The sequence below is a fragment of the Sphingomonas arvum genome, from assembly GCF_026013565.1.
Classification (GTDB): Bacteria; Pseudomonadota; Alphaproteobacteria; order Sphingomonadales; family Sphingomonadaceae; genus Sphingomicrobium; species Sphingomicrobium arvum.
On record NZ_JAPDOB010000002.1, the window covers coordinates 496984 to 512648 of the forward strand.

Sequence of the window (15665 nt, forward strand, 5' to 3'; positions counted from 1 at the left end):
TCAGTTGCCCGCGGCGCATTAGAGGAGCCGCGGGCGTTCTTACAAGCGGTTGAACCGCACGGCTCAGCGGCTATGGCCTTCCCGCAACAAGGGAGATGTGAGTGGCGAAGGTGGTCGGCCCGCGGGGGCGCAAGGTCAGGATCCTCGCCACGCTGGGGCCAGCGAGCGACAGCCGGGAGATGATCGCCAAGCTGATGTCCGCCGGCGCCGACGCCTTCCGCATCAACATGAGCCACGGCGACCAGCAGGCGAAGGCCCAGCTCGTTCAGGCGATCCGCTCGTTGGAAGAAGAATCCAAGCGGCCAAGTACGATCCTGTTCGATCTTCAGGGACCCAAGCTGCGGGTCGGTCGCTTCATCGACGGCTCGGCCGAAATCGCAACCGGCAGTCGCTTCCTGCTCGACCGTTCCAGCGAGTCTGGCACCGCCGAGCGCGCTGAACTGCCGCACCCCGAACTGTTCGAGGCGGTCAGCGAGGGCGACCGGCTGCTGATCGACGACGGCAAGATCAGGCTGCGCGTGGCGGCGGTCGCGCCCGAGCGGATCGAGACCATCGTCGAGGTCGGCGGCCGGATCAGCGACAACAAGGGCGTCAACGTGCCCGATGTGCTGGTGCCCATCCCCGCTCTGACCGAGAAGGACCGCAGCGATCTGGAATTCGCATTGCAGCAGGGGGCCGACTACATCGCCCTGTCATTCGTCCAGCGGGCCGAGGACGTGGAGGAAGCGCGGCGCCTGATCGGCGACAAGGCGCTGCTGATGGTCAAGATCGAGAAACCGTCGGCGATCGAGCGGCTGGAAGGCATCCTTGCCCATGCCGATGCCGCGATGGTCGCGCGCGGCGACCTTGGCGTCGAGCTTCCACCCGAGGCAGTCCCGGCGCTGCAAAAGCGAATCGTCGCGCGCTGCCGCGAACTCGGCAAGCCGGTGGTCGTCGCGACGCAGATGCTGGAATCGATGATCCACGCGCCGACCCCGACCCGGGCCGAAGTGAGCGACGTGGCCAATGCCATCTACGACGGCGCCGACGCGGTGATGCTGTCAGCGGAAAGCGCAGCGGGCGACTACCCGTGCGAGGCGGTGCACATGATGGACCGCATTGGCCGCACGGTGGAATCGGACTCCGCTTACGCCGAACGGGTCCACTTCACCGCCACCCCGGCCGAGCCGACCACCGCGGACGCGCTGGCCGAAAGCGCCGGTAATGTCGCCAACACGGTCGGGGTGGCAGCGATGGTCTGCTATACCAGCTCCGGCTCCACCGCCCGCCGTATCGCGCGCGAACGTGGCCCGGTGCCGTTGCTGGTGATGACCGCCAGCAAGACGGTCGCGCGCCGCATGGGCCTGGTGTGGGGTGTTCACGCGGTCCACACTCGCGACGTCGCGAGTTTCGAGGAAATGGTGGCCAAGGCCAAGCGCATGGCGCTGCGCACCAAGCTTGCCGGACCCGGCCAGCGCCTGATCATCCTCGCTGGCATCCCATTCGGCCACACCGGCTCCACCAACGTCATGCACGTGGCGCGCCTGGTTGGCGACGAGCTGGACGACTATTCCGCCTGAGCTCCTTGCGGGAACAGCAGGGCGGGGATCTCGCCAGGCAATTCACGGGCCAGATAGCCGAGGGTGCCGATGCGCTCGCCCAGCCGGCGGCCCGCCTCGCCATGGCACCACACGCTCCACAACAATGCAGTAAGTGGGTCCGCGCCGCGCGCCAGCAGCCCCCCGACGATACCGGCGAGCACATCGCCTGAGCCCGAGATGCCAAGCCCCGGTCCGCCACCAGCGTAGTGGAAGGCGCGCCCGTCGGGTGCGACCACGTAGCTCTGCGTGCCCTTGACCAGCGTCACTGCATCGTAGCGATCGGCACAGCGCCGTCCGGCGCCGAGCGGGTCGGCCTGGACCTCTTCCTCGTCGCATTCAAGCAAGCTCGCCATCTCGCCCGAATGCGGCAGCAGCACCGGCGGCACCTCCGCCCGCTTGGCGGCGTCTGCACGTTTCGGCAGCGCGTGGAGCAAGGCGGCATCCAACGCGACCTTGTTGCGATTCTTGAGCACGGCGGCGGCAAGGTCGGCGCAGACCTGATTGCCCTGTAACCCCGGTCCGGCGACCACGGCGTCCGCCTTGCCCGCCCGCTCGGCCAAGTCTCGCACAGCCGACGCCGCGAAGCCGCCATCGTCGGCCTGCGCGACCCCGATCACCATCGCTTCGGGCATTGCGAAGGCCAGCTGGGGCGTGGCGCTCGCAACGGTGGCAATCTGCAGCCGACCGGCCCCGGCCCGCATCGCGGCGACCGCCGTCAACAGCGCCGCGCCCGCCACGTCGCGGCTTCCGGCGATAACCAGGATCGACCCGCGCTGGTCCTTGTCGCCCGAGCCGACCTGGGGCAGGGGAAAGCGTTGCAGCAGGCCCGCGTCCAGCTCCTCCACGCTCATCGGGTGCCCGCGATCTTGTCGGGCGCGGAGGTGATCGGCGCGGCGTCCTCGACCAGGGGCGCCGCATGGTTCCACAGCCCCAGCTTGGGCGCGCAGTCGAGCTCGTGCGGCTGGAAGTCGAACGCGCAGATGCCACAGTTCAGAATCTCGGACTGCTTGTCGATTGCCAGGATCTGCGCCTCGTCCAGCTCTTCCAAAATGTAGCGCATGCACAGTACGACGACCTGATGACAGACGATCAGCACCCGCCGCTCGGCGTAATGCAGGTTGATCGAATTCATTGCCGAGCGGAGCCGCAGGATCACGTCGGCCCAGCTCTCGCCGCCCGGCGGCCGGTGGTAGAACTTGCCAAGGCGGGCGCGGTGCTGTGCCTCCTCCGGATAGCGCTCCCGGATGCCCAGCGTCGTCAATCCGTCGAACACTCCGAATTCACGCTCGCGCAGTCGCTCGTCGATGACGGTGCGCGACTTGCCGCCGGCCAGCCCACCGGCCTCGCAGATATGCCGGGCGGTCTGCCGGGTGCGCAAATAGGGGGAGGCGAGGATCACCTCGGGCCTCTGCTCGTCCGGCAGGGCCGCGAACCAGCGTCCGGTCGCCTGCGCCTGCTCATGGCCCAGGTCTGACAGCGGCACGTCGACGTCCCGGATATCGATGCCGATGGTCGCCAGCCCCTGCGCATCCGCCCGGTCGCGGGCCACATTGCCTTGGCTCTGCCCATGCCGGACCAGGTACAACCGCTCGGGCCAATGCGACGACACCATGCTCTCAGCGCTCCTCCTGCTCGGTTGTAGGACAAAGCTTGGCCGGAGAGGTTCCGGATCGCCAGCGTGGCGGGCCCGCCGCCGAATTAGCGCCCGGGCAACCCTTCCGCATAGCGCATGAAGTCGCCCAGTGCGTGCTCGAGCGGGCGAAGGATCTGACCGCGGCTGGTGCCCAGCGTGTTGTCGGTCTTCTCGCCGCCGCTATCGCGGATCATGCGCGGGCTGAGGCCCGCGCGGTCCGCGATGTCGCGCGCAAGACCGTGCCAACTGATGCTGCCTTCGTTTGCGAGGTGCCAGATGCCGTGTTCGCCATCCAGCAGCAAGTCCAGCGTAGCGTGGACCAGGTCGGGCACATAGGTCGGTGAGACGACCGCATTGTCGCTGGCATGGACGTCCTCGTCCTTGGCCAATCGGTCCAGCGTACCCCACAGGAAGTTAAACCGATCCCACGGGCCGAAGAAGGCACTGGTGCGCACGATCAGCGCCTGCGGGTCGATCGCCATCACCCGGTCCTCGGCGTCCGCCTTGCTCTGGCCATACACGCAGGCCGGGCTGGTCGGATCGGGCTCAAGATAGGCGCGTCCGAGCTGGCCGTCGAATACCAGGTCGGAGGAGAAGGTAACAAACGGAATGCCGCGCCGGTGACAGGCGGCGGCGAGCAGCTCGGGCCCGGTGGTGTTGATGGCGAAGCAGTCGTCTGGCTGATGTTCGGCCTCGGGTACCCGCACGAAGCCGGCGGTGTTGACGACCGCCCACGGATGCAGACGCTCAAGCGCCGCATCGATGCTCGCCGCGTCGGTGATGTCCATCGCCGCACGGTCAGTAACGACATGCGCCAGGCCGCGATGCGTGCAGATGCGGCCGAACGCCTGACCCAGCGTGCCCGTAGCACCGGTGATCAGCAGCGGATGGTGGCCGAACTCGCGCGGCTCGCACGCGGACCTGCCGATGTAGAAGCGTTCCGGCCGCTGCCACCAGCCCTTGCCCTGGATGATCGGGTGCTCGACGGCCCTGCCGCCCGCCAGGGTTGCCGCCGCGCGCGCGACCATGGTCGGCCGCGGTTTGCCGCCGCGGGTATCAAAAGCGCCGACGTCGTAGATGCCCTCGCGGCGCGTGATCAGCGAGCGCCAGTCGACGTTGCCGAACAATGACCAAATGGTGACGGCGCGCACGTCTACGCCTTCGGCCCGGACCTGCTCGGCGGCCTGCCAGACCTGCTGCAGCCAGCGAACCTGCTCCTCGCGGGTGCAGCCGTGGTGGACCTCTGTGATCGCCAGCGGGATGCCGTAGCGTTCCCAGGCTTCGCGCAGCCGGGCCGCGGGCCCGACCTGATCGACCAGGTGCGGCATGCGCACGGCTTCAAGGTCGACATATTGCTCCCGCCCGTTGGAGCCGGGCTCCACATGCGGGTACAGCTCGAGCCGCTCGTCGAGGTAGCGCTCGCTGGTCAGGTAATGGTTGATGCCGATGATGTCGGGCGTCGCCTCGCCGGTGGCGAGCAAGTCAAGCAGCTCGTGCCCGGCGTGCTGCTGCAGCGTGTCGTGGAACATGTGCCCGGGCCTGACCCGGCCGGCGAGCAGGTCCATGCTGAGCCAGCGCCGCTCATTCTCGTGCCGCGCTTGGTGCTGGAGCTGCTCGGTTGCGAAGGTCTTGCCCAGATCCTCGGTGGTGACGTGCAATGCGCCCGGGTTCACCGCCCGAATAGCCCTCATCGCCAGCAGGGCTCCGGCGCATTCATTGGCGAGCGCCCGCATGAACGCGCCCCAGTCCTTCGTATGCGGGTACCAGTGGCCGTACAGGCAGGAGAAGCGGGCGGTGGTCAGCGGCTCGTTGACCGGAGTCCATTTGCCGATCCACGGGTAACGCTTGGCCACGATCGCCGCGTAGTCGGCCAGCTTGGCCGGGAAGTCGGGATCGAGCAGGTCGGTAAACCTGGGACCGGAGCCATGATGGACCAGCCCGCCAATCACCTCGACGCCGAGGTCGCGCAGCCGCCGCAGCCGCTCGTCATGCCAGGAGAAGTCTAATTCCGCGGCGGGATCGTCTCCCGCCACCCGCTCCCACACGATTGGGTAACGGACGGTGCGGATGCCGAGCTCGGCGATGGCGTCGAGATCGGCCATGCGATAGGCATGTCCCGTTTCCACCAACTGGTCGCGGTACTCGTCGCCGATCCGCACGACCGTGCATTCCACCCCGCCCCAGAGTTCGAGCGGGGTGGTGGGATGCTTGCCTTCGATCATGTCTTCTCCAGCTTGCCTCAGATCGCCAGGCGCAACTCCCGACTGGACGCACCTACCTTGGTGCGCGCCTCGTCGAGGCGCCGGAAGGTGGCGAGCGCCTGCCCGACGATCTGGTCCATGTTGTAGTAGCGGTAGGTGGCAAGACGCCCGACGAAGGTCACACCCGAAGTGCTGTCGGCCAGCGCCTCGTACTTCTTGAACAGCGCCTGGTTCTCCGGCCGCGGGATCGGATAATAAGGGTCACCCTCCGCGCTCGGATATTCCAGCGTGATCGTGGTGCGCGCATGCTCCTGACCGGTCATGTGCTTGTACTCGCTGATGCGCGTGTACGGCACCTCCGCGTCAGGATAGTTGACGACGGCGACGTCCTGGAACTGCTGCTTCTCGATGGTCGAGTGGACGAACCGCAGGCTGCGATAGGGCAGCTTGCCGAAGCGCCAATCGAAATATTCATCGATCGGTCCGGTGTAGATGATGTGCGCCGCACTGACCTCGTTTCGCACTTCGCGGAAGTCGGTGCCCAGCGCCTTGTCGATCAGCGGATGGTCAAGCATGCGCTCGAACATCTTGGTGTAGCCGTGCAGCGGCATGATCTGGTGCGTATCGGTGAAATAGCGGTCGTCCGTGTTGGTCCGCGTCGGAATGCGGCTGGTCACCTGCTTGTCCAGCTCCGACGGGTCCAGCCCCCACTGCTTGCGGGTATAGCCACGGAAGAATAGCTCGTAGAGCTCACGCCCCACGGCGTTGATCACCACGTCCTCCGACGTGCGGATATCCTTCACTGGCTCCGCTCGCGATGCCAGAAAGGCGGCCGCCTCCTCGTCGTTCTTGAGGCCGGCGTTGTAGAGGGTGTTCAGCGTCGTCCGATTGATCGGTACCGGCACCAGCTTGTCGCGGACATGCGCCAGAACGCGGTGCTCGTACGGCCGCCACTGGGTGAACTGCGACAGGTAGCTGACGATCTCGTCGCTGTTGGCGTGGAAGATGTGCGGCCCGTACTTGTGGTACAAAATGCCGTGCTCGTTGAGCTCGTCGTAGGCGTTGCCGCCGACGTGATCGCGCTTGTCGATCATCAGCACCCGGGCGCCGTGCTGCGTGGCCAGCCGCTCGGCCAGCACCGAGCCGGCGAACCCGCAACCGACGATCAGGTAATCATACTTCTTGGCGCGTGGCATGTGCGTCGCGTGGGCAGCGCCGAACGCCGGGCGCTCGATCTTGCTGGCCGGCTCGACCACCTGGTCGATCAGCGCCGCCATGCGCGCCTGCGTCGTGTCCCAGCTCATGTCGGCCAGCGCCAGGTCGACCTCGCCCAGCCAGTCCGGATTGCTCTGGCCGATGCCGAGCATCCGCTCGCTCGCCTCAACGAACTGCTCGGCCGTGGACGCGATGCGCACACCGGCCAGCTTCTCGTAGTGGCGCTTCACGTCCTTGATCGGCGTCGACACGACCGGCTTGCCGGCGGCCAGGTACTCGGGCGTCTTGGTCGGCGAGATGAAGCGAGTCGCCTCGTTGATGGCGAACGGCATCATCGCCACGTCCCAGTTGCCGAGATAGGACGGCAGCTCGTCGTAGCTCTTTCCGCCGAGGTAATGGATGTTAGGCCGGCGCGGCAGGTCGTCCTCGCTGATCTTCACCACCGGGCCGACCATGACCAGCTGCCAGTCGGGCCGCAGCTCCGCCACCTGGTCCAGCAGCTCGAGGTCGATGCGCTCGTCGATAACGCCGTAGAAGCCGAGCCGTGGCCGGGCGATGTCCGTCTGGTCGGCCGGATCGGCGATGCCGCTGCGGGCCGCGCCGAAATGCTTGCGGTCGACCGACGAGGGGAAGGGATGGGCGCTGCCGTGGCGCTTCTTCTTGGCTTCGTACAGCGAATAACCGCCGGTGAAAACCAGGTCGGCCGCTTCCAGCAGTTCGGACTCGAGGTTGAGCAACTCCTGCGGCGCGAAGCGGAACGCGCTCAGTTCATCCATGCAATCATAGACGGTGGCGAGCGCGTCCAGGTGCCGCGAGAACGGCAGCATCATGGGCGTATAATACCAGCGCACGAACTTGCCCTGCAGCGTCGACACATACTGGTCGAGCAGGCCCTTGAGCACCGTCTGCTGCTTGTCGCCCTCCAGCCCCTCGGGCAGGCGCGGCGTGACGATCGTCACCCCCGGCGCGTTCTTGGCCACCCGCACGTCCAGCGACGGGCCGTGGCCCGCCTCGGCCGGCAGCGGCTCCTCCCAGAACACCACCGGCTGCGCCTTGGCGAACCGGCTCATCAGGTGCTGCGGACGCTGGAACACGAAGTCCCACCGCAGGTGCGAAAAGCAAACAAGAGTGGTTCGCTTGTTCGAGAACGCGGGAACCGCAGACTTTGCTGACCCGGGAACGCCGACCTTCTCGAACATGCGCGTAAAACCTTTCAAAAAAGGGCAGATGATTACGACAGAACAACGGTTTGCCGAGTCGGGTTCCCGAAGCGCGGGTTCCCTGTCCGGCATGGAGTGCTGCGCTGCGGCAAACGGCTGCCGCGCTGCGCCAAGTTGTTGAACAACTTAGCTAGCGGCTCGGTTCCATCGGGCGCGCTTAGGCGAGCTCAGGAGTGCGCGTCCTGCTGGTCTTGCCTCCGACCCGCCCCGCCTCTGCCGCGCGGCTCCGATCATGGGCGAAGTTGCCGCCCGACGCCTTGCCGCCCTTGCTGGCGATCTCGCGCTGGCGCTGCGGGTCCATGGCCGCGAACCCACGCTTGGCCTTGCTGATCATGGTCATGGTTGGTCGTGCTTTCCTGCTGGTTTTCCGAGCACTTAATCCCATGACGGCACCGCTGGTTGCGAACCGTAACCTGCGTTAATGCCCGCTTCACCTGCGGGCTCGGTTGACCTCGACGCGCGCCGGGGCGAAGAGCCTGCCCCATGACGACCACCATAGCGGAACTCGAACGCCGGCGCGAAGCGGCCCGGCTTGGCGGCGGACAGAAGCGCATCGACGCGCAGCACGCCAAGGGCCGACTGACCGCGCGCGAGCGCCTTGGCGTATTGCTTGACGAAGGCAGCTTCGAGGAGGTCGACACCTTCGTGGAGCATAACGCGACCGAGTTCGGGATGGCCGAGCAGAAGATCCCCGGCGACGGCGTGGTCACCGGCTCGGGCACCATCAACGGCCGCCTGGTCTATGTCTTCGCCCAGGACTTTACCGTGTTCGGCGGCTCCCTGTCCGAGCGCCACGCGCAGAAGATTTGCAAGATCATGGACGCCGCGCTGAAGAACGGCGCGCCGGTGATCGGCCTCAATGATTCGGGCGGCGCGCGCATCCAAGAGGGAGTCGCGTCACTCGCCGGCTACGCCGAGGTGTTCCAGCGCAACGTGCTTGCCTCGGGCGTTGTCCCGCAGCTCAGCTTGATCATGGGCCCGTGCGCCGGCGGCGCCGTCTACTCGCCGGCGATGACCGACTTCATCTTCATGGTGAAGGACTCCAGCTACATGTTCGTCACCGGCCCGGAGGTGGTGAAAACCGTCACCAACGAGGTCGTGACTCAAGAGGAGCTGGGCGGTGCGGTGACGCATACGTCCAAGTCGGGCGTGGCTGACGTCGCCTTTGAGAACGACATCGACGCCCTGCTCGCCGCGCGCGAGTTCTTCGACTTCCTGCCGCTGTCCAACCGCATGGACGTGCCGGAGCGCCCGACGCAGGATCCGTGGGACCGCGTCGAGGAAAGCCTCGACACGCTGATCCCCCCGTCTGCGAACCAGCCCTACGACATGCACGAGTTGATCCGGAAGGTTGCCGACGAAGGCGACTTCTTCGAGCTTCAGCCGAACCATGCCGGCAACATCATCATCGGCTTCTGCCGGGTTGAGGGCCGCACCGTGGGCGTGGTGGCCAACCAGCCGATGGTGCTGGCCGGCGTGCTGGACATCAACTCGTCGAAGAAGGCGGCGCGCTTTGTCCGCTTCTGCGACGCGTTCGACATTCCGATCCTGACCTTCGTCGACGTGCCCGGCTTCCTGCCCGGCGTCGGCCAGGAGCACAACGGCATCATCAAGCACGGTGCCAAGCTGCTGTTCGCCTATGCCGAGGCGACCGTGCCCAAGATCACCGTGATCACCCGCAAGGCCTATGGCGGTGCCTACGACGTCATGGCCTCCAAGCACCTGCGAGGCGACTTGAACTATGCCTGGCCGACCGCCGAGATCGCCGTGATGGGGGCCAAGGGCGCGGTGGAAATCATCTTCCGCCGCGACATCGGCGACGCCGACGCGATCGCCCAGCGCACCGCCGAGTACGAAGAACGGTTCGCCAACCCGTTCGTCGCGGCCAGCATGGGCTTCATCGACGAGGTCATCATGCCGCACTCCACCCGCCGCCGCGTGGCGCTGGGCCTGCGCAAGCTGCGCAACAAGAGCCTCGAGAACCCGTGGAAGAAGCACGACAACATCCCTCTCTAGGTGCCACCATGAAACTTGGCCGCCTGAACCACGTCGGCGTGGCGACACCCTCGATCGAGCGCAGCCTGGAGCGCTACCGAACCCTGTTCGGCGCGGACCCTCATGGCGAGCCGTTCGACCTCCCCGCGCAAGGCGTCCGGGTGTGCTTCGTCGATGCGCCGAATACGCAGATCGAGTTGATCCAGCCGCTCGGCCCCGATAGCCCGGTCGCCAAGTTCATCGACAAGAACCCGGACGGCGGCCAGCACCACGTCTGTTTCGAGGTGCCGGACATCGCCGCCGCCCGCGCCGACTTCGAGGCTCAGGGCGTCCGCATCCTCGGGCCCACCCGAGTCGGCGCGCATGGCACCCCCATCTTCTTCGTGCACCCCAAGGACATGGGCGGGGTCCTGACCGAGTTCATGGAAAGCCCGCAGCAGGCTCATTGATGGACGGGCGGGGCGAGGAACTGCTGTTCGGTGCCGGCTGCGCCGTGCTCGCGCTGCTGCTCCTGCTCCGCATCGGTCGCGCGCTGCGCACCGGCACCATCCCGCTTTACCGGACCCAGTTAAGCCGGGCACAGGCTGGCGAAGCGCGCTTCTGGACGCTGGTCGTCCTGAACGGCGCTGTTTTCGTCCTCTTGTTCTTCATCGCCGCCGACCTTCTGCTCGGCCTCGGCTACCGCAGCGGCCGGTGAGCGGGGTTTCCGCCCGGCTCACTTGGGACTAGGGCCATCTCCATGCCCACCGACAATCACGACGCCTGGAAAGCCCTCGCCGCCAAGGAGGCGCGCGGCGCGGACCTGACGCGCACCACGCCCGAGGGGATCAAGCTCAAGACCGTCTACGGACCCGAAGACTCGGCCGGGATCGACAGCGGTTATCCGGGCGTAGCACCTTACACGCGCGGGCCGTATGCGACGATGTACGCCGGCCGTCCGTGGACCATCCGCCAGTACGCCGGCTTCTCGACCGCCGAGGAGTCGAACGCCTTTTACCGTCGGAACCTGGCCGCGGGTCAGAAGGGCCTGTCGGTCGCCTTCGATCTCGCGACCCACCGCGGCTACGACAGCGATCATCCGCGCGTATCCGGCGATGTCGGCAAGGCGGGCGTCGCGATCGACAGCGTTGAGGACATGAAGCTGCTGTTCGACGGCATCCCGCTGGGCGAGATGAGCGTCAGCATGACCATGAACGGCGCCGTGTTGCCGGTCATGGCCTTCTACATCGTCGCGGGTGAAGAGCAGGGGGTCCACCGCAAGGCGCTGTCGGGCACGATCCAGAACGACATCCTGAAGGAGTTCGCGGTCCGCAACACCTACATCTACCCGCCCGAACCCTCCATGCGGATCGTCAGCGACATCATCGCCTACACGTCCGCCGAGATGCCCAAGTTCAACAGCATCTCGATCTCTGGCTACCACATGCACGAGGCCGGAGCGACGGCGGTGCAGGAGCTTGCCTACACGCTCGCCGACGGCATGGAATATGTCCGCGCGGCAGTGAAGAGCGGGCTCGACATCGACGCCTTCGCGCCGCGCCTCAGCTTCTTCTGGGGCATCGGCATGAACCTCTTCATGGAGGTCGCCAAAATGCGGGCCGCGCGCGCCTTGTGGGGCCGGATCATGACGGACTTGGGCGCCCAGTCCGAGAAGTCGAAGCTCCTCCGCACCCACTGCCAGACGTCGGGCGTCAGCCTGACCGAGCAGGACCCCTACAACAACATCGTCCGCACCACGATCGAGGCGCTGGCGGCCGTGCTGGGCGGCACGCAGTCGCTGCACACCAACAGCTTCGACGAGGCGATCGCATTGCCGACCGACTTCTCGGCGCGGATCGCCCGCAACACCCAGCTGATCCTGGCCGAGGAGAGCGGGGTCACCGCGGTCGCCGACCCGCTCGGCGGCAGCTGGTATGTCGAGGCGCTGACGCGTGAGCTTGAGGAGCGCGCCCAGGCGCTGATCGACGAGGTCGAGGCGCACGGCGGCATGACCAAGGCCGTCGCCGAAGGCCTGCCCAAGCGCCGGATCGAAGAAGCCGCCGCCGAACGCCAGGCGAAGGTCGACACCGGCGATACGGTGATCGTCGGCGTCAACCGCTACCGATTGGAAAATGAGCCGGAGCTCGACATTCTCGAAGTCGACAACGCCAAGGTCCGCGCCGGCCAGATCGAGCGTCTGGCGCAGATCCGTAGCAGCCGAGACGAGGGCAGGGTGCGGGAAACCTTGCAGGCGCTTGAGGACGGTGCCCGCGCCGACGCCAACCTGCTCGCGCTCTCCGTCGAAGCTGCGCGTGCCCGCGCGACCCTGGGCGAGATCTCGGACGCGCTCGAACGCGCCTTCGGCCGCTACGCGACCAAGCCCGAGCCCGTGAGCGGCATCTACGGCCAGCGCGCAGACGTGCGCTGGAAAGCGGCCGAGCAGGGCACCCGCGCCGTGACCGAACGCCTCGGCCGCGCTCCCCGCATGCTGGTCGCCAAGATGGGCCAGGACGGTCACGATCGCGGCGCGAACCTGGTCAGCTCCGCTTTCGGCGACCTCGGCTTCGAGATCGTCGCGGGGCCCCTGTTCCAGACCCCGCGCGAAGCCGCCGAGTTGGCGATCACCAGCGACGTGGACGTGGTCGGCGCCAGCAGCCTCGCGGCCGGTCACAAGACACTGATCCCCGAGCTGATCGACCACCTCAAGGACCTAGGCCGTGCCGACATCAAGGTCGTCGCGGGCGGCGTCATCCCCGCGCAGGACTATGCGGCGCTGAGGGCCGCCGGCGTGCAGGCGATCTTCGGTCCGGGCACCAACCTGGCCGACGCGGCCGACGAAGTTCTGCGCCTGCTTGGCCACAACAAGCCGCCGCTCGACGAGGCGGCGGAGTGAGGTTGTTTGCGTTCGTATCGACCACTGCAGCTTACGCGCTGGCAGCAACGATCATCTATGCGAGCATTCTGCTGCACTGCGGCTTGGGGCCGGACAGTCCAGCGGCCTGTAACAACATGGCGGATCGGCAGGGCGCAGCCATCCGCGTAGGTGCAATCATCTTTTATGCGGTGCTCGCATTTGCTTACTGGCGCCGCTGGCCGAAGCTGAAGGGCTGATATGTTCTCGAAGATCCTCATCGCCAATCGCGGCGAAATCGCCTGCCGCGTGATCCGCACGGCCAAGCGCATGGGCATCAAGACGGTCGCGGTCTACTCCGACGCCGACGCCCGCGCGCCGCATGTCCGCATGGCCGACGAAAGCGTCCGCCTCGGACCCGCGCCCGCCGCCCAGTCTTATCTCAATGCCGAGCTGATCCTCGACGCGGTCCGCGCCACCGGCGCCGAAGCGGTGCATCCCGGCTACGGCTTCCTCTCCGAACGCGAGAGCTTCGCCCGCGCGCTGGCCGACGCCGGCGTCGCGTTCATCGGCCCGCCGCCAAACGCCATCGCGGCGATGGGCGACAAGATCGAGTCCAAGAAACTTGCCAAGCAGGCCGGCGTCAACGTCGTCCCCGGCTACCTCGGCGACATCGCCACCACCGACGAGGCGGTGAAGATCGCGTCCGACATCGGCTTTCCGGTCATGATGAAGGCCTCGGCCGGCGGTGGCGGCAAGGGCATGCGCCTCGCCTGGTCCGAGCAGGACGTCCGTGAAGGGTTCGAGGCGACCAAGCGCGAAGGCCTCGCCAGCTTCGGCGACGACCGCGTGTTCATCGAAAAGTTCATCGAGAGCCCACGCCACATCGAAATACAGCTGCTCGGCGACCAGCACGGCAACATCGTTTATCTGAACGAGCGCGAATGCTCGATCCAGCGCCGCCACCAGAAGGTGGTGGAGGAAGCCCCGTCGCCGTTCGTCACGCCGCAGATGCGCAAGGCGATGGGCGAGCAGGCCGTCGCGCTGGCGCGTGCCGTGGGTTACTATTCAGCGGGCACGGTCGAGCTGATCGTCTCCGGCGCCGACCCGAGCGGCGAAAGCTTCTACTTCCTGGAGATGAATACCCGTCTGCAGGTCGAGCACCCGGTGACGGAGGAAGTCACCGGCCTCGACCTCGTCGAGCAGATGATCCGCGTCGCCGCGCGCGAGAAGCTCACCTTCACCCAGGACGACGTTAAGCTCAACGGCTGGTCGATCGAGAACCGCGTCTACGCCGAGGACCCCTACCGCGGCTTCCTGCCGTCCACCGGCCGCCTGACCCGCTATCGACCGAGCACCCCCACCCGCTCCGAGACGGAAGTCGTCCGCGTCGACGACGGCGTATTCGAAGGCGGTGAGGTATCGATGTTCTACGACCCCATGATCGCCAAGCTGGTCACCTGGGGCCCGACCCGCGAGGCGGCGATCGACGCGCAGGTGGAGGCGCTGGACGCGTTTGACATCCAGGGCATCGGCCATAACGTCGATTTCCTCAGCGCGCTGATGCAGCACCCGCGCTTCCGCTCGGGCGAGATCACCACCGGCTTCATCGCCGCCTTCATCGGCAGCGTGCACGAGGCGCGTGCGGTGCAGATCGATGGGCAGCTCGGCGGACCGGTGCACGTCACCCGCGACCACGTCGTGCGTCTCGACGGCGGAGCGGAGCATCGCGTTCATTTCGCCCTCGACCGAGTCGTTGTCGATGGGAGCGAGAGCCAGGCGTTCGACGCCGACTACCTTCCGGGACAGCGCCTCGTCCGAGCCCGGATCGGTTCGCGCGAGCGCACGGTGCTGGTGGCCAAGGACGGCCGCTCGTGGAAGATGACCACCCGCGGCGCGACGCACCGCGTCACGGTCATGACTCCGACGGTAGCCGAACTCGCGCGGCACATGATTGAGAAGGTCGCGCCCGACCTTTCGCGCTTCCTGATGGCGCCGATGCCCGGGCTGCTCACCCGCCTGGACGTTGCGGTCGGCGACAAGGTCGAGGCGGGCCAGCCGGTCGCGGTGGTCGAGGCGATGAAGATGGAGAACATCCTCCGCGCCGAGAAGACCGGCACCGTGAAGGCCACGCCCGCCGCCGCCGGGGACAGCCTCGCCGTCGACCAGGTCATCGTCGAGTTCGAGTAAGCTGCGGGTTCGAGTAAGCGTCAGGCGGACGTCCCGCCGTCCACCGTCACGCACGCGCCGTTCACGCCGCCGCTGTCGGGGTGGCACAGATTGACGATGCTGCGCGCCACTTCCTCCGGCGTGATCAGCCGGCCGTTGCCGTTGGTCTTCGCCAGCAGTGCGCGCGCTTCGTCCACGCTCTTGCCGGTCGCCCGCGCGATCCGCTCGGCGCTCTCGTCCACCATTGGCGTATCCACGAAGCTTGGACAGATCGCGTTGACGGTCAGGCCCGTGCGCGCGAACTCCAGTGCCAGGCTGCGGGCCAGGCCGACCGCGCCGTGCTTGGACGCGACATAGGGCGCTGCCATTGCGCCGCCTTTCAGGCCCGCGACCGATGCCACGATGATCAGCCGCTTGCCCGTGACCTGCAGGTCCGGCAGCGCCAGCTGAGCCCCATCGAACAGAGCGGTCAGGTTGGTGGCGATGATCGCGTCCCAGCTGTCGCGGCTGGTGCGTCCGAACGGCCGGCTGTCGCCGATCCCGGCATTGAGGATCACGAAGTCGAAGGGCCCGAACGCGTCCCGTGCCTCGGCAAACGCCCGCTCCTGCGCGCTCCGGTCGGTCACATCACACGGGATCGCCCGCCCGCCGGTCTCCGCCGCGATCGCGTCAAGCGGTTCGTGGCGCCGGCCGAGCAGCGACACCTTCGCGCCCTCCGCCGCCAGCGCCCGCGCCGCCGCCGCCCCGATGCCCGTACCACCGCCCGTGATCAGCGCATGTCTGCCGTCTGCGAAGCCCATCGTCGATCTCCTCCGCACCCGC

The 15665-nt window shown here is 67.1% G+C and carries 13 protein-coding genes; 7 read left to right on the forward strand and 6 right to left on the reverse strand.

Translation table 11 applies throughout. The features are described from left to right. Positions 1 to 101 precede the first annotated feature (101 nt). Positions 102 to 1559: a pyruvate kinase gene (pyk, locus tag OMW55_RS09905; RefSeq protein ID WP_264882804.1), complete on the forward strand. Its 1458-nt coding sequence runs from the start codon at positions 102 to 104 to the stop codon at positions 1557 to 1559. Here the strand turns inward: pyk and OMW55_RS09910 are convergent. From OMW55_RS09910 to OMW55_RS09930, 5 genes are all read right to left on the reverse strand, one after another. Further along, entirely contained in the window at positions 1547 to 2431 is an 885-nt protein-coding gene (locus OMW55_RS09910) for an NAD(P)H-hydrate dehydratase (RefSeq protein ID WP_264882806.1), read from the reverse strand. The two genes, pyk and OMW55_RS09910, sit on opposite strands and share 13 nt — an antisense overlap. Next, a complete protein-coding gene (locus tag OMW55_RS09915; protein ID WP_264882807.1) occupies positions 2428 to 3192 on the reverse strand; it encodes a histidine phosphatase family protein in 765 nt (254 codons plus the stop codon). The genes OMW55_RS09910 and OMW55_RS09915 overlap by 4 nt, the downstream gene beginning before the upstream one ends. Positions 3193 to 3278: 86 nt before the next feature. Continuing rightward, positions 3279 to 5435: a family 1 glycosylhydrolase gene (locus tag OMW55_RS09920; protein WP_264882809.1), complete on the reverse strand. Its 2157-nt coding sequence runs from the start codon at positions 5433 to 5435 to the stop codon at positions 3279 to 3281. A gap of 17 nt (positions 5436 to 5452) precedes the next feature. Next, positions 5453 to 7723 (reverse strand): UDP-galactopyranose mutase, encoded by a 2271-nt coding sequence (glf, locus tag OMW55_RS09925; RefSeq protein ID WP_264882810.1) that lies wholly within the window; start codon positions 7721 to 7723, stop codon positions 5453 to 5455. A 283-nt stretch (positions 7724 to 8006) separates the two neighbouring features. Then, positions 8007 to 8189 (reverse strand): con-10 family general stress protein, encoded by a 183-nt coding sequence (locus OMW55_RS09930; protein ID WP_264882811.1) that lies wholly within the window; start codon positions 8187 to 8189, stop codon positions 8007 to 8009. 143 nt (positions 8190 to 8332) lie between these two features. Here OMW55_RS09930 and OMW55_RS09935 point away from each other — a divergent pair, with 143 nt between their 5' ends. Genes OMW55_RS09935 through OMW55_RS09960 form a run of 6 tightly spaced genes read left to right on the forward strand, consistent with a single transcriptional unit; the run spans position 8333 to position 14864 of the window. Further along, positions 8333 to 9865: an acyl-CoA carboxylase subunit beta gene (locus OMW55_RS09935; RefSeq protein WP_264882812.1), complete on the forward strand. Its 1533-nt coding sequence runs from the start codon at positions 8333 to 8335 to the stop codon at positions 9863 to 9865. Positions 9866 to 9873: 8 nt separating this feature from the next. Further along, complete coding sequence (gene mce, locus OMW55_RS09940; protein ID WP_264882813.1) at positions 9874 to 10293, forward strand: methylmalonyl-CoA epimerase; 420 nt, start codon at positions 9874 to 9876, stop codon at positions 10291 to 10293. Further along, on the forward strand, positions 10293 to 10541 hold the full coding sequence (locus OMW55_RS09945; RefSeq protein ID WP_264882815.1) for a hypothetical protein: 249 nt from the start codon (positions 10293 to 10295) through the stop codon (positions 10539 to 10541). Before mce ends, OMW55_RS09945 begins: the two co-directional genes overlap by 1 nt. 42 nt (positions 10542 to 10583) lie before the next feature. Continuing rightward, on the forward strand, positions 10584 to 12716 hold the full coding sequence (gene scpA / locus OMW55_RS09950) for a methylmalonyl-CoA mutase (RefSeq protein ID WP_264882816.1): 2133 nt from the start codon (positions 10584 to 10586) through the stop codon (positions 12714 to 12716). Further along, positions 12713 to 12934: a hypothetical protein gene (locus tag OMW55_RS09955; RefSeq protein ID WP_264882818.1), complete on the forward strand. Its 222-nt coding sequence runs from the start codon at positions 12713 to 12715 to the stop codon at positions 12932 to 12934. The genes scpA and OMW55_RS09955 overlap by 4 nt, the downstream gene beginning before the upstream one ends. A gap of 1 nt (position 12935) precedes the next feature. Next, complete coding sequence (locus OMW55_RS09960) at positions 12936 to 14864, forward strand: acetyl-CoA carboxylase biotin carboxylase subunit (protein ID WP_264882819.1); 1929 nt, start codon at positions 12936 to 12938, stop codon at positions 14862 to 14864. A gap of 20 nt (positions 14865 to 14884) precedes the next feature. On the opposite strand, the gene OMW55_RS09965 is transcribed toward OMW55_RS09960, so the two are convergent. After that, on the reverse strand, positions 14885 to 15643 hold the full coding sequence (locus OMW55_RS09965; protein ID WP_264882820.1) for an SDR family NAD(P)-dependent oxidoreductase: 759 nt from the start codon (positions 15641 to 15643) through the stop codon (positions 14885 to 14887). Positions 15644 to 15665 lie beyond the last annotated feature (22 nt).